Origin of the sequence: Gemmata palustris (assembly GCF_017939745.1) — a bacterium.
Classification (GTDB): domain Bacteria; phylum Planctomycetota; class Planctomycetia; order Gemmatales; family Gemmataceae; genus Gemmata; species Gemmata palustris.
The window spans coordinates 810,632-836,556 of record NZ_JAGKQQ010000002.1 but is presented as its reverse complement, the minus strand read 5'-3'; the positions used below and the strand labels follow the sequence as shown (position 1 = coordinate 836,556).

The window sequence follows — 25,925 nt, the reverse complement described above, 5'->3', positions numbered from 1 at the left end:
CGGTAGACGCGACAAATCTCGCCGGCTCAGGACGCCTCTTCCTTCAACAGTGATTTCGCGCTGCTGTCGCGCGTATCTTCGAGCCACGCCACGTTACCGCTATCCGCGAACCGCTTCACGCCGACCTGTTTGATGGCCGCGTCCGGCACCACGTTCAGTGGAGTGTAGCGCGGGTGGTGGCTCTCCTTGTAAGGGTCGTTGGCCCGTGCGTTGTAACAGCAGATCATCGCCCAGCGCGGGTTGTCGCTCTTGTTCTGGTCGCTGCGGTGCAGCAAGTTCGAGTGGAAGAACAGCGCGTCGCCGGGTTCCATCAGAACGTATTCGAGCGGGAATTGGTCGGGGCGCTTCAGCAGTTCCTCGACGCGCTCCCGGTCCGCGCCGGCCTGATCGCCGGTCAGGATGTGATTGATGCGCCCCGCGTGGTGCGAGTTTTGAATCACTTGCAGGCAGCCATTTTCCTTCGTGCAAGGATCGACCGCAATAAACACACTCGTGAGGTTTGGAGTGAGCACGCCGTTCTGGTACCAGTAGCCGTAGTCTTGGTGCCACGCCCACGCCCCGCCCACCTTCGCGTCCTTCAGGATCATTTTCGAGTGGTAGTGGTACACCTCGCCGCCGAGTAACTGTTCGGCGCTGCGCACAATGCGTTCGCACCGGGCGAACATGCCGTAAATGCCGTCGCCGGGGTGGTTCCACAGCGACAACCGCACCACGCCCCCCTCACCGTCCGCGCGCCCGAACGAGCGCTTGTCGAGTTCGTTGTCTTCTTTCGCGGAGCGCTTCAGCAGATCGATCTCTGCGGAGTCGAAGAACCCGCGTGCGAGGTGGAATCCCGCAGTATGGTACTCGCGGGCCGCGGCATCGGAGAGGACGGCGGGCATTGTTCGCTCCCGGCAAAAGGGGTTCGATTCTCGTCGCGCTTGCGGTTACCATATCCCGAATTCAGCCCTCCCCCAACCCGCCAGTTGACACCATGCGAACTGTTTTGCTTTCTCTCCTGCTCCTCCTGACCGCGTCCGCGAGCGCTGCCGATCTTCCTCCGGCCGACAAACCGATTCCGGCCAAGGACGCGGCGAAGGCCATGACCGTTCCCGACGGCTTCAAGGTCACGCTGTTCGCGGGCGAACCGGACGTGGTGCAACCCATCGCGTTCACGTTCGACGACCGCGGGCGCATGTGGGTGGTCGAGTGCCTCAGCTACCCGATCTGGTCGAAGGACGGGAAGGGGAAGGACCGCGTCGTCATCCTCGAAGACACCGACGGCGACGGGGTTCACGACAAGAAGACCGTGTTCCTCGACAACGGCTCAAACCTCTCCGGCATCGAATTCGGGTTCGGGGGCGTGTGGCTCTGCTCGTCGCCGAACCTGCTGTTCGTTCCGATCCTCGAAGGCGACAAGCCGGGCAAGCCGGAGGTGAAGCTCGACGGCTGGAACATGATCGACACGAAGCACAACATCTTCAACTCGCTCGTATGGGGACCGGACGGCTGGCTGTACGGCTGCAACGGCATCCAGGCGAAGGCGTGGGTCGGCGCGCCGGGCACCCCGAAGGACAAGCGCACCTACATCGATTGCGGTGTGTGGCGCTACCACCCCACGGAGAAGCGGTTTGAAGCGTTCGCGCACGGCACCACGAACCCGTTCGGCCTCGACTTCAACGACCACGGCGAACTGTTCATCACGAACTGCGTGATCGACCACCTGTTCCACTTCGCCCCGGGCGCGCACTACGAACGCATGTACGGCCAGGACGCGAACCCGCACGCCTACGGGCTGCTAAAGAGCTGCGTCGACTACCGGCACTGGGCCGGGGGCGACTGGACCAGTTCGCGCGGGACCGGCGTGGGCGGGAAGCCCGAGCACTCCGATGCCGGCGGCGGGCACGCGCACTCGGGTGCCGCGATCTACCTCGCCGATAACTTCCCCGCCGAGTACCGCAACACGCTGTTCACCGCGAACATCCACGGGAACCGCCTCAATAACGACGGCCTGGCCCGCACCGCCAGCGGCTACAAGGGCGTCCGCCGGAAGGACTTCCTGTTCGCGAACGATTCGTGGTTCCGCGGCATCTGCGTGAAGACCGGACCCGAGGGCGGGCTGTACGTCAGCGACTGGTGCGACACGGGCGAGTGCCACAACTACGACAAGGCCGACACCACCAACGGGCGCATCTACCGCGTCGTTTACAAGAACGCGAACCCGCTGAAAACCGACGTCTCGAAGCTCACCGACACAGAACTGGTGAAGCTGCAACTGTCGCCGAACGACTGGCTCGTGCGGAAGGCGCGTCGCGTGCTTCAAGAGCGCGCTGCGGCCGGGAAACTGGAGAAAGCTACTCCGGACGCGCTGCGGAAGATTCTGAAGGACGAAACGGACACCGCGCGCCGGCTCCGCGGGCTGTGGGCGCTGGAAGCGACCGGCAAACTCACCGACGAAGAGATCCCCGCACTGTACACGGACCACGACGAAGTGCTGCGGGCGTGGGGCTACCGCCTTGGCGCCCGCCCGTCTCGTACCTTTTCGCAACTCATGATGGGTTCCAATCTTGACTTGGAGCAATCGGCACATGTGCTAGCTGCTGCGGCCTCGGCGCTACAGTCCCATAGCCAGCCATACACGGTGTACAGCTCACTCGACCGACACAAACTCGTCAAAAACGATCCCGCGCTGTCGCTCATGCTCTGGTACGGCATCGAGCGCTGGTACACGCGCTTTCCGAAAATTGCGCTCAGCTCCCTTTCGGGGACGGAAAACGCACTAGTTCGTCGGAACACCGTGCGGTTCCTCCTCGCGCAACCCAACGCGACCGAGAACCTCGCGGGGCTGGTCGGCGAGATCGGAAAGATTTCTGCCGACGAGGTGCGGCTCGACGTGCTAAACGGCATTCGCGAATCACTCGCTGGGCAGAAGGCCGCAACCGCACCGAAGGAGTGGGCCGCCGTTTACGCGGACCTGCTCAAAACCGATTCGCGCGAGGTGAAGCGCGCGGCCGAAGCCGTCGCGGTGCTGTTCGGCGACAAGGACGCGATTTCCACACTGCTGAAGCGCGTTACTGACACGAGCGCAAAACCCGAGGAGCGCCGGGCCGCGGTCGAACTGCTCGCGCCGCGGAAGCTCCCCGACTTCGCGAAAACGCTTCAAGCGCTCCTGAGCGACGCTGACTTGCGAGGCGCTGCGATTCGCACGCTCGCGAGTTTCCCCGACGCCGGTACCCCGGCCGCACTCATCAAGGCGTACCCGAAACTCACACCTGAAGAGAAAGCGGACACGGTGCAAACGCTCGCCGCGCGTGTCGGGTTCGCGAAAGAACTGCTCGACGCCATCGAGAAAGGTACGATCCCGCGCGCGGATGTTCCCGTTGTCACCGCCCGGCAAGTGCTCGCGCTCAACGATAAGGGCGTGTCCGAGCGACTGGAAAAGGTGTGGGGTAAAATCACTCCGATCGCCAAGGAGCGCACGGCGCTCATGAAAAAGTGGAAGGACGTGCTCACCGAGGACACCGTCAAGAAGGCCGACATTGCCAACGGCCGGGCGCTGTTCACGAAGAACTGTGCGTCGTGCCACAAGATGTTCGGCGAGGGGCAAGCGGTGGGTCCGGAACTGACCGGGTCGCAGCGCTCGAACCTCGAATACGTGCTCGAAAACGTCCTCGACCCCAGCGCGGTGGTGCCGAACGAATACCGGATGGTGAACTTCAGCCTCGCCGACGACCGCGTGGTGAGCGGGATCGTGCTGCGCGAAACGAAGGACGCCGTTACCGTGCGCACCGTGAACGACACGCTCACGGTTCCGGTCGCGGACATCGTCACGCGCAAGCAAACCGCACTGTCGATCATGCCCGAGGGGTTGTTCGACGCGATGAAGCCCGACGAGGTGCGCGACTTGATCGCGTACCTGCGTGCGAAGGAACAAGTACCGATCCCCAAGAAGTAGCCCGTTCCCGCGCGGTGCGCATCCGATGCGCACCGCGCCACTCTGACCCCTACCCACTCTATGCTCACGCGCGTTCTCGCTGCCACCGTTCTCGCGCTCACCATGACACCGCTGCTCCCCGCCGAGCGCCCGACCCCACAAGCCGGTAAAGCCGGGCGTTCGGAAACCGTTGCGACCAACGGGATGGTCGCAACGAGCCACCCACTCGCGGCCCAAATTGGCTTGGACGTGCTGAAAAGCGGCGGCAACGCCGTGGACGCCGCGATCGCGACCAACGCCGCAATGGGCCTCATGGAGCCGACCTCCTGCGGCATCGGCGGCGACCTCTACGCGATCGTCTGGGACGCGAAGACGCAGAAACTCTACGGCCTGAACGCGAGCGGGCGGGCGCCGGGCCGGGCCACGCTCGCGTACTTCCGGGACAAGAAACTGACGGACATCCCCACCTCCGGGCCGCTGTCGTGGTCCGTGCCCGGGTGCGTCGATGGCTGGGACCAGTTGCGCCAGAAGTTCGGCACGAAGAGCTTCAAGGAACTGCTCGCCCCGAGCATCAACTACGCTGAAAAAGGCGTGCCGGTGCCGGAAGTGATCGCGGGGCACTGGAAGTCGGCCAACAAGATGCGCGACCCCGGAATGCGCGAAACGTTCCTGATCCGCGACGGCACCCAGCTCCGCTCTCCGAACGCGGGAGAGGTGTTCAAGAACCCGGCCCTCGCGCGCTCGTACACGCTCATCGCGGAAAGCGGGCGCGACGCTTACTACAAGGGACCGATCGCGGAACAACTGGTCGCGCTCTCGGGCAAAGTCGGCGGGCTCTTCGCGCTGAAGGACTTCGCCGACCACAAGTCCGAGTGGGTGGAACCGGTCAAAACCACTTATCGCGGGTACGACGTGTGGGAACTGCCGCCGCCCGGTCAGGGCATCGCCGCGCTCCAGATGCTGAACCTGCTCGAACCACACGACCTCAAGAAGATGGGGCCGGAATCGGCCGATTACTGGCACCTACTTGTTGAGGCGAAGAAGCTCGCGTTCGCGGACCGGGCGAAGTTCTACGCCGACCCCGCGTTCGCAAAAGTGCCGGTGACCGAACTCGTTTCCAAGGAGTACGCCGCGCAGCGCGCCAAGCTCCTCGACCCGAAGCACGCGCTCACCAACGTCCCCGCGGGCGACCCGAAGCTCAGCACGTCGGAAACGATTTACCTCACGGTGGTGGACAAGGACCGCAACTGCGTGTCGCTGATTCAGAGCAACTACAGCGGCTTCGGCTCGGGACTGTCCGCGCCGGGCACGGGGTTCGGCATCCAGAACCGCGGGTGCCTGTTCGCGCTCGACGAGACCCACGCGAACAAGCTCGAACCGGGCAAGCGCCCGTTCCACACGATCATCCCGGCGATGGTGACGAAGGGCGGCAAGCCGTGGTTCACGTTCGGCGTGATGGGCGGCGACATGCAGCCGCAGGGCCACGCGCAGGTGCTCGTGAACCTCATCGATTTCGGTATGAGCGTGCAGGCCGCCGGGGATTCGCCGCGCGTGGAGCACGTCGGCAGCGCGACCCCGACCGGGACCGCGGAGAAACCGAAGGGCGGCACGATTAAAGCCGAGATCGGGATTCCCGACGAAGTGGTTAAGGAACTGGAGCGCCGCGGACACGTCGTGGAGCGCGTGAAGGTGAACAGCGGCGGTTACCAGGGAATCATGATCGACCCGAAAACCGGTGTGCTCCACGGTGGCACCGAATCGCGCAAAGACGGCGCCGCGGTGGGATATTGAGGGCGCCCCTCATCGGGCCGCGATCCGATTCAAATAACGGACCAGCACGGCCGCATGAGCGAGCGGCTGGTCCGCATCATTCGGGTCGCCGTTGTCGCCGACGTCGTGGAAGTATTGCGTCACGCCCGCCCGGGCCGCATTGATGAACGCCCGAACCAGTTCCGGTGAAATGCGGTTCTCGATCACCCATTCGTAAGTCGGGACGTAGATCAGGCGCCGCGCATCAACGACCCCGAGGTGCTTCGCGCCGAACAGGTGACCGGACGGCTTCCCGCCGCGCTTCGCGCCCGGCCCGCGAAAGTACCGCGGCGCGGTCTTCCCGCGAATGATCTTGAGCCCCTGCCACACGCCCTCGACCGTATCGCTCGTTTCGCCGGAGGTTCCGGGAACGGGAATCCCGCCGTGAACCCACATCGGGCTGAGCTCGCAGTACGGCGGTTCCGCGTAGCTGCTCACGTCGTAAATTGTGCTCCCGGCCGGCACGTTCTCGACGTGGTAGCGCGGGACAAAAACGCACCGCGCGAAATCGACCGAGCGTTTCATGGGCGGGTTCCTCCACGAACGCGGACACGCTTCCGCTCGCGGAGGTTCGGCGAAACCCGAGCACAGCCCGATCTATTTTCCCAGGCAATACAGGTACTTGTCGGAGCGGATGAAGAGCCGGCCGTCGGCGGCCACCGGCGTCGCGTGGAACAGGCTCCCGTCGCGCAGGTCGTTCGTCGCGATCAGCTCGTACTCCGGCTTGGCCGCGACCACGAACGTGCGCCCGTCGCGCGAGAGATAGTGCAGCCGGCCATCGGCCAACAGTGACGACGCATAAATGTCGCCCGGGCGCGGAACGCGCTCTTCGTACACCACTTCGCCGGTCGCGGCCTTCGCGCAAAACACCGTTCCGCTCACCTCGTTCATCCAGTACAGGTGACCGTCGTGAAGCACCGGCGAGGGCACGTTCGCGCCCTTCTTGCTCGTCCAGAGCCGGTGCGTCTTCGTCACGTTACCCGTCCCGCCGGCGCGAACGGCCAGGGCCGCGATCCCGCTGCGCCCGCCGAGCGCGTACACGATGCCGTCGTGCGCCACCAAACTCGGCACCATGTACCACGTGATATCGGTGTCACAACTCCACAGCGCCGCACCGGTCGCCGGGTCGAACCCGAGCACCTTGCCCATGATCGCGACCACCAACTCGTCCTTGCCGTCTTTCGTCTTCACGACGAGTGGCGTGTTCCACGATTCCTTGATGCCGGCGACCTTCCACTTCTCCTTGCCGGTTTTCTTATCGAACGCGAACAGCGTCTGGCTCTCGACACTGGCGTTCACGATTACGAGGTCGCCGTGCAGCACCGGCGACGCGGCGGAGCCCCAGTCACTCAATTTCGTACCCACATCCGCCTGCCAAAGTTGCTTACCCGCGTGGTCGAACGCGAACACCCCGGACTTGCCGAAGAAGCAGTACACGCGGTCCGCGTCCACCGCGGGCGTGCTGGAGGCGTAGCCGTGGGTGTCGCGGATCTTGTCCTGCTCCGGCAGTTTCGCTTCGACCTCTTTGTTCATGAGTACCCGACCGGTTTTGCGGTCGAGCGCGAGGAGGTGGCGGCGCAGGTCGACTTGTTCGGCCTTCGCCCGCCCGGGCACGTTGTAACCCGTGTAGCACGTGATGAAGATGCGATCGCCGAAGAACACCGGGGACGACGTCCCGGGACCGGGCATTTCGGTCTTCCACGCAACGTTCTCTTTTGCACTCCACTTCGACGACAGCCCCGTCTCCGCGCTCACGCCGCTCCCGGTCGGCCCGCGGAATTGCGTCCAGTCGGCGGCACGAGCGTGCGTCAGTGCGAATACGAGTGCGAGACAGGACGGGAGAGTGGTGTGGCGCAACATCGGCACGACTCCGGAGGAGAGTGGAGCGGTGGCGCGAGTTTAACGGAAGTGAGGAGCGGTCGGTAGCACCAGGTGTGCGAAGTTCACCACTTTGGTAGAGCACGCCCCGACTTCGGGGCGTGCTCGTTCCGTTTCGATCCCTACTTCGATTCTGGTTTCGGTTCCGGTTTCGGCTTTGGCTTGGGTTCCGAATTGTCCTTGCCGGGCACGTCGAGTTCCTTGACCAACTCTTCGATCGATTTCACCGCGTCGTCCGGAGCCACGAGTGTCAACAAGCGCACATCTGGGGTCGCCAGTTTCACGCCCTCGAACGACAGGGCGTTAATCACCTCTGCCAGTTCTTCGGCAGTAGCGTGTTTCAGGGTGAACGCCTTGACGACCTGCAATTTCGGTAGCGGGTCGTTCGCCGCGCGGTCGAGGATCGCCACCAGATCAGCGGCGACCTTGAGGTGCCGCTCCGACCCCCGCACGACCACCGATCGCGTCCGCGCCTGCGCCGTCGCTCGCCACACCGGGATCGTGTTGACTCCGCCGTTCCCGATGAAACAACCGACAGCCCCGAGTTGCCCCGCCCCCCCGAACCCAGCTTGTCCGGCGGCGGGCGCGGGTAGGCCACCGAACCCGAACTGTCCGCCGGGTGGCACCGCGCCGAACCCGCCGAACCCGCCGAACCCACCGGGCGGAACAGCACCCGGCATGCTACCGGGGAGGCCACCCGGACCCATCGGCGAGTTTACCTCGACATCGGGTGATTCGAGCAGCGAGTTGAGGGCCTCGACCACCGCCCCGGGCTCGCCGCGCTCCAGCTTGAACACCTTCACCGTCAGTTGCGGTTTGGCGGGTTGGGGCCTGATCGGACCACCCGGTATCGGCCCACCTAATTCCGGCGGTTGACCGACCACGACGGGTAACGCCCACGCGATCACCATCAGCCCCGCGATCGCCCGGAAACAGAAGCGCATGGGTCTTCCTCGTTAAGGAGAAATGGACTCGAACGTGGAACACCACGACTCTACCCGAAACGGGGAGCGGCTCAAAGTGTTGGCGCGTTTGGTGACCGGTCCGAGTCTGTTCGAGGAGACGCAAGCCAGTCAGCCCTTCGGGTAGACGCTAATCTCCGACCCGGCAGCGAGCACAACCGACGCCGGTTTCGCCGCGTTCATGACGGCCCACGCTGGGCCGTACAGCAGCGCCCAATCGACATCGGCCGCGGACTCGCGCACCGGGTAAATGTCCCACTCCGGGTGGTTCACCTCGTAGCGGATCGCTTTTCCGCGGTGCGACGTTCCGAAGCCCCATGAATGCTCTTTGAACCAGTGCTCGGTGCTATCGGAAGCAGGTCGGATCGCGGGTTTCGCTCCGACCGCGCGGAGCGAGTGGACGCGCCCCGCCCATTTTACTGTGTACGTCGCGGTGAGCACTTCGGGCTGGTCCTTCACGTCCATCGACATGCGCGCTGCGCGGTACGGTTCGTTGTAGATCACGCGCGCGATGGTCGCGACCGTCCACTGCGGCACGAACTCGCGCACGAAGCACACGCCGCGTTCTTCGCCGCAGCGCACGTAGAACCGCAGGTTCCATTCGGGGAAGTTGCGGAACCCCGGCCACCCGATCCCGAGCACGCGCGTACCGAGGAACTGGAACCCCACCAGACTGGCCCAGCACGCCCCGCCGCGGCGGTCGAGTTCGCACCCGGGCGGCACCAGCGGGCGCAGCAGTTCCTCCGGCACCGCGTAGTTCGCGAGGATGAGGTTGGCCCACCGCGCCGTGAGGAACTTGAGACGCGACACGTCCCGACCTCCGAGTGAACTGATGTGAGCGGTTAAAACGCCAACCGCTCACGCCTTGCCCGTCGCCAGTTGTTTCGCCAAGTCGCTGAGCTTCTTCAGATCGAGTTTGCCCGTTCCCAGAACCGGCATCGCGTCCACCGGGTAACAGTCGCGCCGGTCCGGTACCCACAAATTCGGGATGCCGCGCTTCGGTAGCGCGGCCAAGAGGTCGGGCAGTTTCGCTTCGATCTCGGGAAGGTACAGCACCACGACGCGCTCGCCGCGCTTCTCGTCCGGCACCGCGGCCACGGCCAGGACGCGATCGCCCCCGGTCGCGAGCGCGTCGTGCATCTCGTCGTCGAGTCGTTCCAGCGGGATCATTTCGCCGGCGATCTTCGCGAACCGAGACAGTCGCCCGGTGATGCGAATGAACCCCTCCGGCTCGATCAGCCCTGCGTCGCCGGTGTTGTACCACCCGTCCCGAATCACGTTCGCGGTCTTCTCCGGCTGGTTCAAATAGCCGACCATCACGTTCGGCCCTTTACTGCACAACACACCCTCCGCGCCGATCGGGAGCGGTTCCATCGTGTTGGGATCAAAGGCTTTCGTACACACACCGAAGATGGGCTGCCCGACCGTTCCGCGGTAGTTCCGCTGTTGGAGCATCCCGCCGATGTTCACGTCCGGCATGTTACACGACACCACCGGCGACAGTTCCGTGCAGCCGTACCCCTCGAGTGGCAGCACTCCGAACTTGGCGCGGAACTCGTCCTGAAGTTTCACGGGCAGCTTTTCCGCGCCGCAGATGATGAGCCGCAGCGTGCGGAAATCGTCCGCACCGCACCGGCGGATGTAGAACCGGAGGAACGTCGCGGTCGCGGCCATAACCGTGGCGCGGTGCGTGCGCGCGAGGTCGCCGACCTCTTTGGCCTGGCGCGGGTCCGGGAAGTACACCGCGGTACACGGCGCGTTCATCGGCAGCCACAAGCACACCGTGTACCCGAAGCTGTGGAAGAACGGGAGGATGCCGAACAGCGTTTCGCCCGGCACGACCTCCAACGTGTGCCGGGAGGCGTCGGTGTTCGCGGTGATGTTCCGGTGGGTCAACACCACGCCCTTCGGCTCGCCCGTGCTGCCGCTGGAAAACACAATGGTGAGCACGTCGTCGGGCCGGTGCTTGGACAACCCGAGCAGGAAGTAATCGATCGCCCAACCGGGGAGTAGTAGCACCAGAAGGAACGTGCGGACGCGCTGCCCCTTCGTGACGGACTCGAGCGCGTCTTCGAGGTAGATCAGTTGCACGTCGTCGGGAAGATCGAGCGGCACGCGCGCGGTGAACTTCTTCGCGGTGATAACGAACCGCACACCGGCCTGCTTCACGGCCGAGCGCACGGCGGCGGTCCCAGCGGTGTAGTTCAGGTTCACCGACGTTTTGCCCAGGAAGGCCACGCTGATGTTCGCCAGGGCGCTGCCCAATCCCGTCGGGAGCCAAATACCCACATTCTGCGCTTCGCCCACACGCGACTGCAAAAACCGCGTGACGCACAGCGCGCCGACGAGCACCTTCGCCCATGTAAGCGTGCGCGCCGACCCACCGGAGTAGTCCACAATGGCCGGCCGGAACAATCGGCGCAACTTCGACGCGACCCGCACGAACCGCCGGTGTACCAGCAGCAAGTGATCGCTTTCGAGGATCGAAAGTTCCGCGGTCGCTTCCTGCACCGCGAGCCGAATGTCCGCGGCGCGGAGGGGAGAACCTACCCTCCCGGCCCCCCTCCCTGAAGGGGTGCGGCTGTCGGCAGAACCTACCCCCCCGGCCCCCCTCCCTGAAGGGAAGGGGGAGAAAGAACCGCCACCGCGCGTGGTTCCAATCTCAGCGGGATCGCGCGCCTGCTCCCCCTTCCCTTCAGGGAAGGGGGCCGGGGGGGTAGGTTCTTCTGAGACTCCCTTCCCTTCAGGGAGGGGGGACGGGGGGGTAGGTTTCTTCGCTTCCCCGAACAGCACACTCACGCGCGGGCGGAACGCCTTCGGCCACTTCCACAAAATCCGCCCGGCCCCGTGGCTGAAGAAGCCGTTCCACAAGCCCGTTGTACACGCGGGGATCACCGAGACGTCGGTAGCCGCCAGCTTCAGGATGCGCTCGATGCCGCGCCCGAACGGGAGCATGTTTCCGGTCCGCGTGAGCGCGCCTTCGGGGAACATCACGACCATGCGGCCCGCGTCCAGTGCCGCAGCGATTTGCTTCAAACTGTCGTTGACCGCGTGCGGGCGCGTGGTGCGGTTGGCGACGCGGATCGTGTTGTGCCGCGCCCACGACAAAAAGAACCGCAGCACCGGGTTGCAGTAATACCCGCCCCAGAGCACGAACGCGGCCGAGCGCGGGCACGCGACCCACAGCACGAGCCAGTCGACGTAGCTGACGTGGTTGGCGACGATCAGGGTGCCGCCGCGGGCGGGCACGCGCTCGCGGTGATACACCGTGAACCGGTACAGCCCGTTTGCAACGAGCCACAGCACGGGGCGCAAAAGAGACGGGAGCGCCCACGTCAGGACGCCCCCGAGCACAAAAACGGCAGCGAGCACGAGGGCGACTTCGGCCGGTTCGGTCATGAGCAGTCCAAATGGTGGCCCGGGTACCGGGCGGAGAGCACCTGATTGCGGTCCGTGTGTTCGCCCAGATTACGTCACTTGCTCGCCCGTGCCAACTCCGCACTCAAAAGTCGGTTCCGAGTGCCTCCGAAGCGCGCGATGTCCGCTTGCGAGCGCCACGAATCGGCGATATAGGCCCGGCACTTCACACGAAGCACGCGGGACGGGGACGGGCGAGGCCGACGGGTTGGGGGATCCGTCGGCCGAGAATTGTCGTGGACGGCTTGGGGGACGGTTCATGCCGACGCAGTGTGACTCGATCATTCGCTACGTGTTGCGGGACGAAGCTCTGACCCGCGGGCTGGGGGACATCGAGGCCCGGATGCTGGTGGAGTGGCTCGCGGACTGGACGGAACTACTTTCAGATGCCGCGCGCACGGAAGACGATGCGTGGTCGTGCGTCGAACGGTTGTGCCGTCGTGGGCGCGCGATCGGGCGATTCGTACAATTGTGGAACGACCCGTTCGATCGCGGGGCCGCGATCCAGTTGGCCGCGTCCGAGCGGTTCGATTGGCCGCTCCCGGCTTCCGACATGGACCCCGGCGACCTGATGCACCATATTCTCACTTGGGAGAATCAGCACCCGGGCGCGTGATCCGTGCGTAAGATAGGGGCGCCCCGGGGTGCGAGTCGCCATTTTTAATTTGGCCGGTTTTGGCCGTTCGAGCCGTCAACGGGGATCTACTTCCGAGGGGGAACTTGCCCGCCCCTCCATTCGCGAGGTATGATCGTTAGGACTCGACCATCCGCGCCATTCGATTTGCTCGGTGTAAACGCAGTACGAGGTTCTCGCCGTGAGCACGACCCCGACCGCCGCGCCCGCGCCTGCCCCCCAATCTTCCGGGGGCGGTGACGACGCCAAGAGCAAGTACGCGCGCCAGATCGAAGACGCGTTCGAGTCGGCCGGGAAGCTCTCCGGCTCCGCGCTGCCGCCCACCGACTTCTACCAGCAGTTCCTCAACCGCACGCTCTCGGCCATTGACGCGCCCGCCGGAGCTGTGTGGCTGCGCACGCCGCAGGGGTTCCTGCAGCTCGCGTGTCAGGAGAACTTCGAGAAGATGGGCCTGGACGCGCGCCGCGGCGGGCGCCAGTGCCACAACGAGGTGCTCCGGCAGGTGTTCCAGGCCGCGCCGCCGCGCCCGGTCCTGCTCGAACCGAACGGGCGCATGGCACCCGGCCCCGGCGAACCCGGCCCGGTCCCGCCCGCCAACCTCACCGACCACTTCGCGCTGTTCGCACCGATCGTCACGCCCGACAAACAGCCGCTCGGCATCCTGGAAGTGTTCCAGGACGCGACGCACGACCCGCGCATGTACCCCACCTTCTTGAACTACACGTTCCAGATGGCCGGGTACGCGAGCCAGTACCACAGTTTCAGTAACGCCCGTGTCGCCGCGGGGGTCGAAAAGACCTACGCGCAGGTCGAATCGTTCTCGCGCCAGATCCACGGCAGCCTGAACCCGACGGAGGTGGCGTATCACGTCGCCAACGAGGGGCGCAAGCTGATCGAGTGCGACCGGCTGTGCGTCGGCATCCGCCACGACCGCTCGCGCGTCACTGTTGAGGCGGTCAGCGGGGCAGACGTGGTCGAAAAGGCCAGCACGCACGTGCGCCGGCTGCGGCTCCTGATGGAAGCCGTCCTCCAGTGGGGCGAGGCGCTCAACTTTAAGGGTGAAAAAGACCCGGGGCTGCCGCCCGCCGTCGCCCGGGCGCTCGACGACTACCTGCACGAGAGCCAGCCGAAACTGCTCATCGTACAGCCCTGTCGCGACGAGCGCGAGAAGGACACGGCCAAGCCCGCTCGCGCGGTGCTGGTGATGGAGTGCTTCAACCCGCCGGAACAAACCGAGGCGCTCATGCAGCGCCTCGAAATCGTGACCAAACACGCCGCCCCCGCACTGTACAACGCGGCCGAACTGCGGCGCGTGCCGCTCAAGTTCCTGTGGTGGCCGATCGCCAAGGTCCAGGAGGGCGTTGGTGGTAAGCGGCGGTTCATCGCGGGGGGCATCGCGCTACTGGTAGCCATCCTCATCGGCGTAATGGCCGCGCCGCCGTCGGTCCCGCCGTTCGGCGCCCAATTACGGATGGACGCCAAGGGCCAGATGCAGCCGGTGGAACTGGCCAAGATCTACCCGACGCGCGAGGGCGTCGTGCGCGACATCCGGGCGAAGCCGGGCCAGCAAATCACCCCCGGCTTTGAAATCGTGTCGTTGGACAGCAAGGATCTGCGCGAAGAACAGGAGCGTGCGTTCGGCGAGCTGCGCGAAGCGAACGCGGACATCGAAACCATGGCGCAGGCGCTTCAAGCGTCCAACTTGCGCGACGAAGATAAAAACAACTACCTCGGCAAAAAGAAGCTCGCCGAACTCCGGCACGCCAAAGCACTGACGGATCTCAAGAGCTGGGACGATCTGTTCAACGGCGGCAAGACGAACACCAAGGGTCACTTCCGCGCGCTCGCGCCGAAGTTCGATACCAAAGTGGCTCGCGCGGCCCCTAACGCACGCTGGACCGTGCTTAATGACGACCGCCGCGAGAGCCTGCTCGGGCGCACGATGCGCACCAGTGAGGAGATGCTCCGCGTCGGGTACCTCGAAGGCCCGTGGCACGTCGAGTTGAAGATCCCGCAACGGAACGTCGGGCAGGTGCTAAAAGCATTTGCCGACCCGAAGATGCACGAGGTCGAAAACGACCCGATCAAGGGGCCGCGCAAGTACCTTGATGTGGACGTCCTCCTGCGGACCGAAGGGGACACGAGTTACCGGGGCCGACTGTACCGCGACGACATCGCGGCCGAAGCCGTACCCAACAAGAACGAGCACGACGAAAACGAGCCGGTGGTCACGGCTTACGTCAAGCTGAACGTGGCGGGAATCCCGGAAGGCCAGTGGGTTCCGCGCGACCTGTTCATCACCGGATTGGAAGTGAGTACCCGCATTCGCTGTGGCAAGCACGCGATCGGCTACACGCTCTTCCACGGCGTCTGGGAATGGTTCTATGAGAAGGTCGTGTTCTTCTTCTAAGCGTTGAGTTTGCGGGATCCCCGTTCCGGACGAGCGATTGAGCTTCGTGCCTGGAACGGGAGTTCCCTTGCTGTCCCCGCCTCCCGGCCGTCTGGCGAGCGCCAAACCCCGGTGGCACCCGCGCCACAACCCTTATCGTCCCTAAGTGACTAGAGGACAACGTCATGCGCTCGCGCGTACTCGCGTCCTGGTGCCTCCCGGCCGCCCTCAGTGGCGTGCTCATCGGCTGCGGAACTCGGACCGAAGCCACCAAATCATCTGGCCCCCCGGCCGAAAGCGTCCCGGTTGATGCCGGCCCCCCGCTGTTCGCGGCAGTCGCACCGCCGGTGTACAAGGCTACGACGGAACGCGGGGAACCGCTCGTGGTTCCCAACTGCGTCGTGCAGTACGAGGACCGGCAAACTGTTTCGGCCGAGGTGGACGGCACCATCGAACTGTTCGCAACGACGTTCAAACCGGGCGAGTACGAAAAACTGACTGCGGAGCAGAGGGCCGAGTGGGTCGTCTACCACCCGCGCGACCCGAACCCGAAGAGCCCGACGCCGCTCAAGCGCGTCCGCGAGGGGGCGACCGTCGACGCTCGGCAGGTCGTCGCGTTTATGGACGACCAACTCATTCGGGCGCGCCTGGAGGGGGCCGAGAAGATTAAAAAGTCAGCGGTCGAGGCACGGGGCAACGCCACAAGGGGGGTCGAGGCGGCGCAGAAAAAATACGACCTCTCCGTGGAAGTGGGTAAGGCCGGGAACATTAGCCGTAAGGACTTACTCGACGACATCATCACGCTCAGTCGATTTCTCGAAAACCTCGACCAGTCGACCCAGCAGATCGCGAAATCCGAGGCGGATTACAAGGAACAAGAAGTTCTGCTCGGTCGGCACCAGATCAAGAGCGGGGTGAACGGGGTCATTCGTACCATCTCCCGGCGCCCGGGTGAGTACGTGAAGGCCGGCGAGAAGATCATGGAAATCGAGGGCACCGACAAGGTGCGGATCGAGGGCCAGCTCGACGTGCAGCACATGCGCGCGGTTCGCTACGGGATGGAAGTGACCGTCGAGCCGGCGCTCCCCAGCGCACCGTTGGCGTCGCACACCGGGCACCGCCAGCCGGTCACCGGCATCACCGTGACCGCGCACCCGGAGGGGCCGCTCGTCGTTTCCGTCGGGGCCGACGGTACCGCGCTCGTCTGGGATCCGAACCTGGGCAAGAGCGCGAACCGCCCGAAAATTCCACACAACCTGCCGCACCCGGTCGGGGTGAAGAGCGTCGCCGCGACCCCCGCGACCACAAAGGCCGCACTCGTTATTACCGGGGGCGACGACGGGAAGATTCGCATTTGGGACGTGACGAACCACGACCGGTTACCGACCTCCCCGAAGACCGAACCGGAAGACGCGCACTCGTCCCCGGTACAAGCGATCTCGGTCAACCACGACGGGCGGTTCTTCGCCACCGCAGCGGGCCGCGATGTGTTCGTATGGGATCTCGCGACCGCGAAGAAGCTCTATTCGCTTCCGCTGGAACACCGCGACTCGGTCACGTCCGTGAACTTCACCCCGCAGAACACGCTCGTCACCGCGTCGAAGGACGGCACCATCAAGGTTTGGAAGTTGGGCACCGAGCGGGCCGCCGTGGTCCGCACGCTCGACCACCGGGCCGGGGCGATCGACGTACTCGGCGTCAGCCGCGACGGGGCCCGCGTGCTCTTCGACCAGGACAAGACCCGCGTGGACCTGGTGGACCCGGCGACCGGGCAGACCGTGGGCCAGGTCCAGAACGTCGGTTCGGTCGGGTCGTTCTCCACGCTCGCGGTGTTTGGTCAGGACGAGGTCCCGGCCGGCGTTGACGCCGCGACGAAGCCGTACACGATCGTGACCGCCGGCAGCGACGGCGACCTGAAGGGCTCCGTCCAGGTGTGGCAGGCGGAGCGCACCGGCGGGCGCGGGTCCGAGGTGGGCCGGCTCATTACCCCGGGCCGCGCCGCGGTCACGACCGCCGCGTTCAGCCCGGTCCGCCGGGAGCCGTTCCTCGTGGTCGGGACCGCGGCCGGGACCGTTCACTTGTGGAAGCCGCCGACCGAGGCGCCCAAGAAGCGCAGCGGCCGGATCGTGAACATCGACGCCACCGACACCAAGTACCTGACGGTGCGCGTGGAGATGAACAACAGCGAGCTCCAGCTCCTCGACCACAGCATCGCCAACGTCATCATCAATCCGGAAAAGTAATCACCGCCGGTGCGCGACGAGCAACCCCAACGGGTTCACGTGCTCGTCGCGCCGGTTTCGACCCTGAGCGTGCTGCCCGAATCGCCCACCCGAATCAAAAACACGTTTTTGGGGCCGCAGTGCGTCGCCACCCGATCAGCACGGGTTCCGGCCCGAAAGTGTCAGCGTTTGCCAGCCGCGCGTGATTCAGGTAGCCCTGCGCCGCGCGAATTATCGGGGTCACCCGAGTCTCCCGTTCCCCTGTGAAGCATGGCCAACGACCTTATTGCGAACTTGAACAGCCCCGCGGAGCGCCGGAAGCAGGTGCGCCTCCGGGTGCGCCCCGACCTGCAGACGTTCGAGCAGAAGTACGAGGGGAAGTCGTTCACCGTCATCAAAGACCCGGTGTGCCTGCGGTACTACCGGTTCAACAAGCAAGAGCACTTCGTGTTCCAGCTTTTTGACGGCAAGCACACGATGGAAGAGGTGCAGGAGGCGTTCGAGGACGAGTTCAAGCCGATGCGGTTGGAGCAGTCGGACCTGGAAGGGTTCGCGCGCCAGCTCGTCACCGCGGGGCTCGTGCAGAACGAGCAGCCGGGCTCGGCCCAGCACCTGTTCCAGCGCCGGGCCAAGCAGCGCCGGCTCCGGCGCCTCGCGACGCTGAGCAACATCCTGTACCTCAAGATCCCGGTCTTCGACCCGGACCGCCTGCTCACGTGGATGTTCCGCTACCTGTCGTGGGTCTTCACGACGTGGTTCTTCGCCGCGAGCGTGGGGCTGATGCTCGCGGCCGTCGTCCACGTGACGCTGCACTTCAACACGTTCCAGGCGAAGCTGCCCGCGTACCAGGAGTTCTTCACCTGGAACTCCGTGCTCTACATGTGGATCTCGCTGGGCATCGTGAAGGTGATCCACGAGTTCGGGCACGGGCTGAGTTGCAAGGCGTTCGGCGGCGAGTGCCACGAGATGGGCGTCTTGCTCATGTGCCTCTCGCCGGCGCTCTACGCGAACGTGACCGACGCCTGGACGCTGGCCGATAAGTGGAAGCGCATCATCATCAGCTTCGCGGGCATCTACGTCGAACTGGTGATCGCGTCGCTCGCCACGTTCGTGTGGTGGTACACCCCGGTGTACCCCGTCATCAACAACATCGCGCTGTGCATCATGGTGCTGTGCTCGGTGTCCACCGTGATGTTCAACGCGAACCCGCTGATGCGCTTCGACGGGTACTACATTCTCGCGGACTGGCTCGAGGTGCCGAACCTGCGCGAGAAGGCCAACAAGTTCCTGAACAACCTGTTCCAGGCGAAGTGCCTGGGCATCGACGTGCCGCCCGAGGCGTACATGGCCCCGTGGCGCAAGTGGCTGTTCCTGATCTACGCGGTCGCGAGCTGGGTCTACCGCTGGGTGGTCACGTTCAGTATTTTGTGGTTCTTCGCCGACTTCATGGGTCCGAAACTCAAAGTCCTGAGCCAGATGTTGGCGATCATGTCGCTGGCGTCGCTGTTCATCTGGCCGGGGTACAAGCTCATCAAAAACATTCGTCAGCGCGGGCGGTTACCAGACATGAAAGCGGCGCGGGTGTACGTCACCCTGGCGGTGTTCGCGTCCCTCCTCCTGGCGTTCTTCTTCCTGCCGCTGCCGGTGAGCCGGGTCCACGAGACCGGGCTGGTCGCGGTCGATCCCGACGCGCTCGAAGCGGTCATGCTGGCGGAACCGGCCCGACTGGAGTCCCTCGCGGACGTGGGGCCGGGACAACAGGTGCGGCGCGGGCAGTTACTGGCGGCCTTCAAGAGCGAGGCGCTGGAGATCGAGTTGAGGAAGGCGAAGGCGATCAGCAACGAGCAGTGGAGCACGGTCGAGCTGATGAACACGTCCGCGGCGAACGCCCGCAGGACGGGCAACGACGCGGCCGATAAGCAGTACGCGGCCGAGGCCAAAAAAGCCCGCGCGAAGGCCGAGACCGCCGACGCGGACGTCGGCCGCTTGCTGGCGCGCAAGAGCCACCTGGAAGAACTGAAGGCCCCGCGCGACGGGATGCTCGTGACCGCCCCGAAGCGGGACGAGATCGGCAAGCTCTACGACCGGGGTTACACCGACGCCCCCCCGGTCTTCGCGGTGGGCGACCCCGGGCGCCTGATCTTAAAAGTGCCCGTGACCCCGATGCACTTCCGCGTGCTGAAGGACGACCTCGCGGCGCGCGGCGAACTAGAAGCGTCGGTGTACGCGAAGGGGCGCAGCGACCGCACGTTCAGCGGCAAGTTGCGGAAGTTGCCGGCCCAGAACGCGGCCACGGTCCCGCTGGCCCTCACCCAGCGCGGCGGCGGTTCGCTCGCGGTGAAGCCGAGCGAAGACCCGAACGTGCTGATCCCGCTGGCGCAGGTGTACCTGGTGGAAATCGAGATGACCGACTCGGACACCGCGATCGACCCGGGCCAACTCGCGGTCGTAAAGATCCACGCCCGCTGGCGCAGCGGCGCCTGGTGGGTCGCCCGCGCCCTCTCCAACTCGCTCGACATCGGGCTGTATTGAGATCGGAGCTGCGTTTTGTAGGGTGGGGCCGGGCTCTATGCCGACCCGCCCCATGAATTCGCTTCCCAACTAATCCCGACGGCAGAATCAGCCACAATCGGCATTATTCGCCCACCTTGCCACACCAATGAGCACTCGCGGGCAAGAGCGTTAGTGTCGCGGCAAGCGTGGAATTGCGGCAAATTAGCGTAACAAGACTGAACGATCCAGGTGACGAAATCGGACCGGCGCCTCGCACGCGACGCGGGACAGTTGGGGCGTCGCGACCGCCACATTCCGGTTTTCTTGACACTTTGGGAGCGGGAACGTGGATTTTTTGTCGCGTCACGCCTATAATCTGGTTGACGGCGAACGCGAATAGCGTAGACTGCCGGTAAGTTGGGAGCCCGCACTTTCCAGCGTGGTTAGCCGAAAATAATAACGGCTCATAACGCGTCTTGACTTCCCCCCCTGTTATTTGGCACTGTAGGTCACCTCGCCCGATGTTTTGGATGAACAACTGAAACCGGACGATTGGCGACTGAACTGCGAATACTGCTCGCCCCGAGTGGGGAAGTCTGTGCGAATCCTCTACCCGAGTTTTGTTGATTAGCGTTACGGGGGAAGTGGTCCCGCGTAGCCCGTATTGGTGGCGCAAGTGCCACGTCTGACCGGAGGCGATTCACCGCCACCGTGTCCCCTTTTCCCTTCTGACCGAGGATCTGCTATGCCCGACGCCAAGGGCGTCGAAGGGTCGCCACTGCCGCGCCCCTCACTTCTCCGTGCGGCAGCTGCCAAACGGCCCTTCCGTAAGCCGACCGACGGCCCCGCTGGTCCCGCTGCTAGCGCCCCACCGGCGCCGGCCCCCGTTGCGCCGCCCCCCGAGCGCGTCGAGCGCGAACGGCCCGAGCGCGTCGAGCGCCCGCGCCCCGTACCCAGCGGCTCCCGGCTCGACGACCTCTACCGCATGCCGATGCCCGAACTCTTCGCGCTCGCGGAGAAAGAGGGCATTCGCGAACACACCGGCATGAGCCGGGCGCAGCTCATCGTCGGCGTCGTGCGCCGGCAGATCGAGCGCGGCGAGGTGGTCCGCGGGTCCGGTACGCTGGAAGTGCTCCCCGACGGCTACGGGTTCCTCCGCAGCCAGGCGCACAACTACCTCGCCAGCCCGGAAGACATCTACGTCTCGCCGTCGCAGATCCGCCGCATGAGCCTGCGGACCGGGCTGGTGGTGGAAGGCCCGATCCGGTTGCCGATCGAGAACCAGGACAACTTCGCCCTGATGCAGATCGAACTGGTGAACAACAAGCACCCCGACGAGGGGACGGGCGTCACCAGCTTTGAAGACCTCACGCCGCTGCACCCGAACGAGCGGCTCCGGCTCGAGAGTTCGCCCGACGAACTCTCGATGCGGATCGTGGACCTCATCACCCCCGTGGGCAAGGGCCAACGCGGGCTGATCGTTGCCCCGCCGCGGACCGGGAAGACCATCCTGCTCGCGAAGATGGCCAACGCGATCATCAAAAACCACCCCGAGTCTTACGTGTTCGTGCTGCTCGTGGACGAGCGCCCGGAAGAAGTGACCGAAATGCAGCGGCTGGTGAACAGCCCGAACGCCGAAGTCGTCGCGAGCACCTTCGACGAGCCGCCGGAAGAACACATCCACGTGTCCGAGATCGTGCTGGAGAAGGCCAAGCGGATGGTGGAGATGAAGAAGGACGTCATCATCCTTCTCGACTCGATCACGCGGTTGGCCCGCGCCCACAACACCGAGGCCCCGGGCGGCGGGAAGCTGCTCTCCGGTGGTCTCGACTCCAACGCGATGCAGAAGCCGAAGCGGTTCTTCGGTGCGGCCCGCAACGTCGAGGAGGGCGGCTCGCTGACCATCCTCGCGACCGCGCTGGTGGACACCGGCTCGCGCATGGACGAGGTGATCTTCGAGGAGTTCAAGGGCACGGGTAACAGCGAGCTCCACCTCGATCGCCGGCTCGTCGAGAAGCGGGTTTACCCCGCCATCGACGCGGTGAAGAGCGGGACGCGGAAGGAAGAGCTCCTGATGCACCCCGAGGAGTACGACAAGGTGCGCATCCTGCGCCGCGTGCTGGCCGACATGCACCCGGTGGAAGCGATGGAAATGCTCCTGAACAAGTCGCGGAAGACGAAGTCCAACATGGAGTTCCTCCTCTCGATGAACCTGGGCTAACCCCGGGCGAACCCCGACCGCGAGGTCGGGGGTGAAACAACGCACCCTCGATCACGGCGAACCGCGGTCGGGGGTGTTTGCGTTAGGAGGGCAAGAGTTGACAGAACAGGAGTGGCGGACATGCACTGACCCGCGAGAACTCATGCTCGGATTCAGAATCAGCGAACACGAACGACAGATGCGGTGGGCCGTGTTAGCACTTTGTCGCGCGTGTTGGGAGATTCTTGGGGACAATTCTCGCGTTGCCATTGAGGTGGCGGAACGATGCTTGATCGGTCAGAGCAATCAGTAAGAGCGCCTTCGCGTCGCCAAGTTGGTTGGACTGGATTGGGATTTTCACAAACTGTCTTCGGCTTGCGCCCAATGGATTCTGGAAAAGGATGGGTGGGGCATCAAGCAAGTTCGCGCCATTGAAGTTGTCAGCGCCGCAACCGACTGGGGACGGTATTCGGTCGGGGTGGATCTCGGTCTTGCGTTGCGGCTGGCGGACAATTACCTAGCGGATGCGTACTGTGTCGCCCTCATCCGCGAGGCTCTTAACAATCCCAACCGCAAAGCCCATTTCAACCGCGCATGGCAAACTGGCACCGCGGTATCGCTCGCGCGAGGCATGTACGATTCGCGGGACTTCAGTGCGATGCCGATTCTGGCCGATGCGCATCCAGGATGCCGGGTGCGACAGCGACGATATCCTGAACCACTGCCGCGACCCGAAGCAGGTTCATGTCCGCGGGTGTTGGGTAGCGGACCTCGTTCTGGGCAAGGTCTAACCCCGATCCCTTCTCTAACGAAGAGGGGATCGGGGTAGAACGGTCACCGCCAGTCGATCGCGCCGAAGATCATGTTGATGGCGAACGGTCTCTTGTCCGAGGTAATCGTCTTCGGGTTCTTCCCGTCCGCGTCGGCGACGACCAGGAACGCTTCCGTCTCGATCGCGTTGTCGTCCGGTGAGAATTGATCTTTCTTTAACAGCTCGTCGTGTAACTGCTTCCAAGCATACGCGATGCGCCGGCCGTCCGGTGCCCACGCGATCCCGGTCACCAGGCCGTTCTCCGGGAATTCCGGCACCGGCTCGGCTTTCTTGGTCTTCACATCGAGCAGGTACGGGCGGTGGCTGAGCCCCCATTTGTGAGCATTTTTCCGTTCCGGATCAGCGGCCGAGAACAGCACCTTCGTTCCGTCCGGCGACAGCCGGCCGGTTACTCGACCCGGGGGCCAGTCCGGAACTTCGACCAGTTCGCGCACGGTCGCGTCGGCGAGCACGGCCAGCCCGATTTTTTTCTTCTTCTCTTCCGTGAACGCGACCAGGAACGTCTTCCCGTCCTTCCCGCAATCGAGCACTCGAACTCCGGCCGGAAGGTCGAGCGGACTCGTCTTGCCGGTTTCCGGGTCGAGCAACAGGTTCTCGACGTTCTTGCCGTGTTCGACCTCGGGGTGCTTGACCACGACGAGCTTTTTCCCGTCGGCGGTCCAGTTGAGGTTCAGGCTCTGAGCGGGCAGATCCCAGGTCTTCTCCGAATCGGGTTTGCCCAGCGTCCGCACGACGACCTTGAACGGCCACGACTCCGGTGGTTCGGCTCGCGGGGGGCCGTCTTCGACGACCACGACGGCGACCCGGGTACCGTCCGGCGAGAGGCACCCGGCCCCGTTGCTGTGTGTGTTCTCGGGGGCGGAGAACTCGGACACCTTCTTGCCGTCCGGCGTCAGCACGTGGAACGGGCCTTCGCGCGTGAGTAGTAGCGTGCCGGGGCCGGTCTTCTTGGGGGCGGCTTGTGGCTTTGGCTCGTCTACCTTCTTGACCTCGGCGGTGGATGGTTTGGGCGGTTCCTGGGCGAATCCTCCGCCGGTCAGACATTCCGCGACCACCCAGCCGAGGACGAGCACCAGCCCACCGGCCACGACGACGTTCAACTTGTGAAGGGACATGGTTTGGAGCACTCTCAGTGTCAGTGCGGCGACTGCCGCGGGAACGGAGCCCGGAGCGACTGCTGCGGTGACGGCCCGCGCGGACAACTCGGCCGGCACCGTGGCCCGCGCGGTCGAGGCGAGCCAGACCGACAACCCGCAAACCGGTAGGGCCACCCCGCGCTGCCGCAACCGCTCCGCCAGGAGCCGGCGCGCCGTTGCGAGCCGGCTGTACACCGTCCCAACGGGCAGTTCGAGCCGGTCGGCCACTTCCACCTGGGAGCAACCCTCTAGGTCGCACAGCACCAGGAGCGCGCGGAACTTCTCGGGTAATCCCGCCAGTTCCTCGTGCAGAACGGTTCCGGTGTCGTCGGGCGGTTGTTCGAGTCGAGCGGTGTCCGGGAGCCGATCGGTCGGAACTTCGCGGGTCCGGCGCTTGCTGGCCACGGCGCGAGCCTCCCGAGCAGTGCGAACGGCGACCCCATAGAGCCAGGCCCCGACCGCTTCGCGCGGGGACACCGAGCCCGCTTTCCGGGCCAGAACCACGAATGCCGCTTGGAAGGCGTCTTCCGCGTCCTGGTGGTGCCCGGTTAGCCGCCGGCAAACCGCGAACACCATCGGTCCGAACCGGACGACCAGTTCGGCGAAGGCGTCACTGTCGCGGTCCGCGAGGAACGCGCCGAGCAGCCCCCCGTCGGTACGGACATCGGGTGCGGACCCGAGCGCGGCCCGGCAAGCGCGGGAGACGACAGCAGACAGGGTGTGGGTTGGCATATCGCAACAGTCTCCGGGACCGGCACCGTGCCGGCCCACGTGCTTATTGGGTCCGGCGCGTGCGATCCTTCGATTCCTGTACCATTTTTTCTCAATTTTCGGGGCGGCGGAAGCGCAAACCCGACCGACGTTATTCTCGGCGTGCCCTGGTGTGACACAATCCGTTCTTGAGGAACAGAGCCCCGTCCAGGAGAATGAGGGCATCCGCGCTCGGCATTTGGGAGGGCCATGATGCGCCCCACGTATTCGTTTTCCGAGGTCGTGGTCGAAGCGATTGCGCGTGATCGGTACGAGCACCCGGACCCGCGCGTTCAGGAGCGCATGGCGGTCCTCTGGCTCAAGAGCAAGGGCGAGACCCACGGGCGCATCGCCGCACTCGCCAACGTGTCGCGGTCCACGGTCCAGCGAACCCTGCGGATCTACGCGGCCGAGGGCCTCGATGGCATCCGGTCGTTCGGGTGGAAGGGCCAACCCCGTGCCCTGACGCCGCACGCCGCGACGATCGAAGACGCATTTCGTCAGCACCCGCCGCACACGGCTCATGAGGCCGCGCGGCGGATCGAGGAGCTGACGGGTGTTCGACGAAACGTGTCGCGGGTGCGCAAATTCCTCAAGGACGACCTGGGGATGAAATGCTTGAAGGTGGCACCGCTCCCGGTCCCGCCCAAGAAGACGGTCGAGGAACACGCCCGCGCGCAGGCGGACTTTTTAAAAGGCGGACCTGGAACCGAAGTTGGCGGAGGCGCGGAGCGGTAAGCGGGCGGTGTACTTCGTGGATGCGTCGCACTTCGTATTGGCGTCGTTCCTGGGTTGGGTGTGGTGCTTCGTGCGGTTGCACGTGCGCGCGGCCAGTGGTCGGCAGCGGTACAACGTGCGGGGCGCGCTGAACGCGGTCACGCACGAACGGGTGACGGAGATCAACACCACGTACATTACCGCCACGTCGGTGTGCGCGTTGCTTCACACGATCGCGCCGGGCGGGCTCGGTGCCCGTCACGTTGGTGCTGGACAACGCCCGGTATCAGCGGTGCGTGTTGGTGCAGGACGCGGCCAAGCAGCTGGGGATCGAGCTGCTGTTCCTGCCGTCGTACTCGCCGAACCTGAACTTGATCGAGCGCCTGTGGAAGTTCGTGAAGAAGGACGTGCTCAACAGTCGGCACCATCAGGACTTCGAGAGGTTCCAGAGTGCCATCGACGGGTGCCTCGCGGATCTGCCGACCAAACATCGAGAGAAGCTCGCGACCCTGTTAGCCCACAACTTCCAGACCTGGAACAATGTGTCACTCCTGGGCGCGTAAAGCATAGATG

At 64.8% G+C, this 25,925-nt stretch carries 14 protein-coding genes and 1 pseudogene; 8 read left to right on the top strand and 7 right to left on the bottom strand.

Features of this window, described 5'->3' with window-relative positions:
• Nucleotides 1-26: 26 nt before the first annotated feature.
• On the bottom strand, nt 27-881 hold the full coding sequence (locus J8F10_RS37850; protein ID WP_210663605.1) for a phytanoyl-CoA dioxygenase family protein: 855 nt from the start codon (nt 879-881) through the stop codon (nt 27-29).
• A gap of 92 nt (nt 882-973) precedes the next feature.
• Between J8F10_RS37850 and J8F10_RS37845 the strand changes: the two genes are divergently transcribed.
• Both J8F10_RS37845 and ggt read left to right on the top strand, forming a co-directional pair.
• Nucleotides 974-3,934, top strand: a complete 2,961-nt coding sequence (locus J8F10_RS37845; protein WP_210663603.1) for a PVC-type heme-binding CxxCH protein — start codon at nt 974-976, stop codon at nt 3,932-3,934.
• A 60-nt stretch (nt 3,935-3,994) separates the two neighbouring features.
• Complete coding sequence (ggt, locus tag J8F10_RS37840) at nt 3,995-5,704, top strand: gamma-glutamyltransferase (RefSeq protein WP_210663601.1); 1,710 nt, start codon at nt 3,995-3,997, stop codon at nt 5,702-5,704.
• Between the two features lie 9 nt (nt 5,705-5,713).
• On the opposite strand, the gene J8F10_RS37835 is transcribed toward ggt, so the two are convergent.
• The 5 genes from J8F10_RS37835 to J8F10_RS37815 form a co-directional block, all read right to left on the bottom strand.
• Nucleotides 5,714-6,247, bottom strand: coding sequence for a DUF6939 family protein (locus tag J8F10_RS37835; protein ID WP_210663599.1), 534 nt, complete (start codon nt 6,245-6,247; stop codon nt 5,714-5,716).
• A gap of 72 nt (nt 6,248-6,319) precedes the next feature.
• Entirely contained in the window at nt 6,320-7,582 is a 1,263-nt protein-coding gene (locus J8F10_RS37830) for an outer membrane protein assembly factor BamB family protein (RefSeq protein ID WP_210663597.1), read from the bottom strand.
• A gap of 140 nt (nt 7,583-7,722) precedes the next feature.
• Nucleotides 7,723-8,544, bottom strand: coding sequence for a secretin N-terminal domain-containing protein (locus tag J8F10_RS37825; protein ID WP_210663595.1), 822 nt, complete (start codon nt 8,542-8,544; stop codon nt 7,723-7,725).
• 129 nt (nt 8,545-8,673) lie between these two features.
• Complete coding sequence (locus J8F10_RS37820; RefSeq protein WP_210663593.1) at nt 8,674-9,372, bottom strand: YqjF family protein; 699 nt, start codon at nt 9,370-9,372, stop codon at nt 8,674-8,676.
• 48 nt (nt 9,373-9,420) lie between these two features.
• Nucleotides 9,421-11,961, bottom strand: a complete 2,541-nt coding sequence (locus tag J8F10_RS37815) for an AMP-binding protein (RefSeq protein WP_210663591.1) — start codon at nt 11,959-11,961, stop codon at nt 9,421-9,423.
• Nucleotides 11,962-12,238: 277 nt separating this feature from the next.
• Between J8F10_RS37815 and J8F10_RS37810 the strand changes: the two genes are divergently transcribed.
• The 5 genes from J8F10_RS37810 to rho all read left to right on the top strand — a co-directional run bounded on the left by J8F10_RS37810 (nt 12,239) and on the right by rho (nt 21,938).
• The gene (locus tag J8F10_RS37810) at nt 12,239-12,595 is read left to right on the top strand and encodes a hypothetical protein (RefSeq protein ID WP_052559554.1); all 357 of its coding nucleotides are present in this window, start codon (nt 12,239-12,241) and stop codon (nt 12,593-12,595) included.
• Nucleotides 12,596-12,794: 199 nt separating this feature from the next.
• Nucleotides 12,795-15,023 (top strand): hypothetical protein, encoded by a 2,229-nt coding sequence (locus tag J8F10_RS37805; protein WP_210663590.1) that lies wholly within the window; start codon nt 12,795-12,797, stop codon nt 15,021-15,023.
• Nucleotides 15,024-15,187: 164 nt separating this feature from the next.
• Nucleotides 15,188-17,245, top strand: a complete 2,058-nt coding sequence (locus tag J8F10_RS37800; RefSeq protein ID WP_210663588.1) for an efflux RND transporter periplasmic adaptor subunit — start codon at nt 15,188-15,190, stop codon at nt 17,243-17,245.
• Nucleotides 17,246-17,494: 249 nt separating this feature from the next.
• Entirely contained in the window at nt 17,495-19,756 is a 2,262-nt protein-coding gene (locus J8F10_RS37795) for a site-2 protease family protein (protein ID WP_210663586.1), read from the top strand.
• 706 nt (nt 19,757-20,462) lie between these two features.
• Complete coding sequence (gene rho / locus J8F10_RS37790) at nt 20,463-21,938, top strand: transcription termination factor Rho (RefSeq protein ID WP_210663585.1); 1,476 nt, start codon at nt 20,463-20,465, stop codon at nt 21,936-21,938.
• An 813-nt stretch (nt 21,939-22,751) separates the two neighbouring features.
• On the opposite strand, the gene J8F10_RS37785 is transcribed toward rho, so the two are convergent.
• Nucleotides 22,752-24,617, bottom strand: coding sequence for an RNA polymerase sigma factor (locus J8F10_RS37785; protein WP_210663583.1), 1,866 nt, complete (start codon nt 24,615-24,617; stop codon nt 22,752-22,754).
• A 231-nt stretch (nt 24,618-24,848) separates the two neighbouring features.
• Between J8F10_RS37785 and J8F10_RS37780 the strand changes: the two are divergent.
• Nucleotides 24,849-25,915 (top strand): annotated as a pseudogene (locus J8F10_RS37780) (IS630 family transposase).
• The last annotated feature ends 10 nt before the right edge of the window (nt 25,916-25,925 follow it).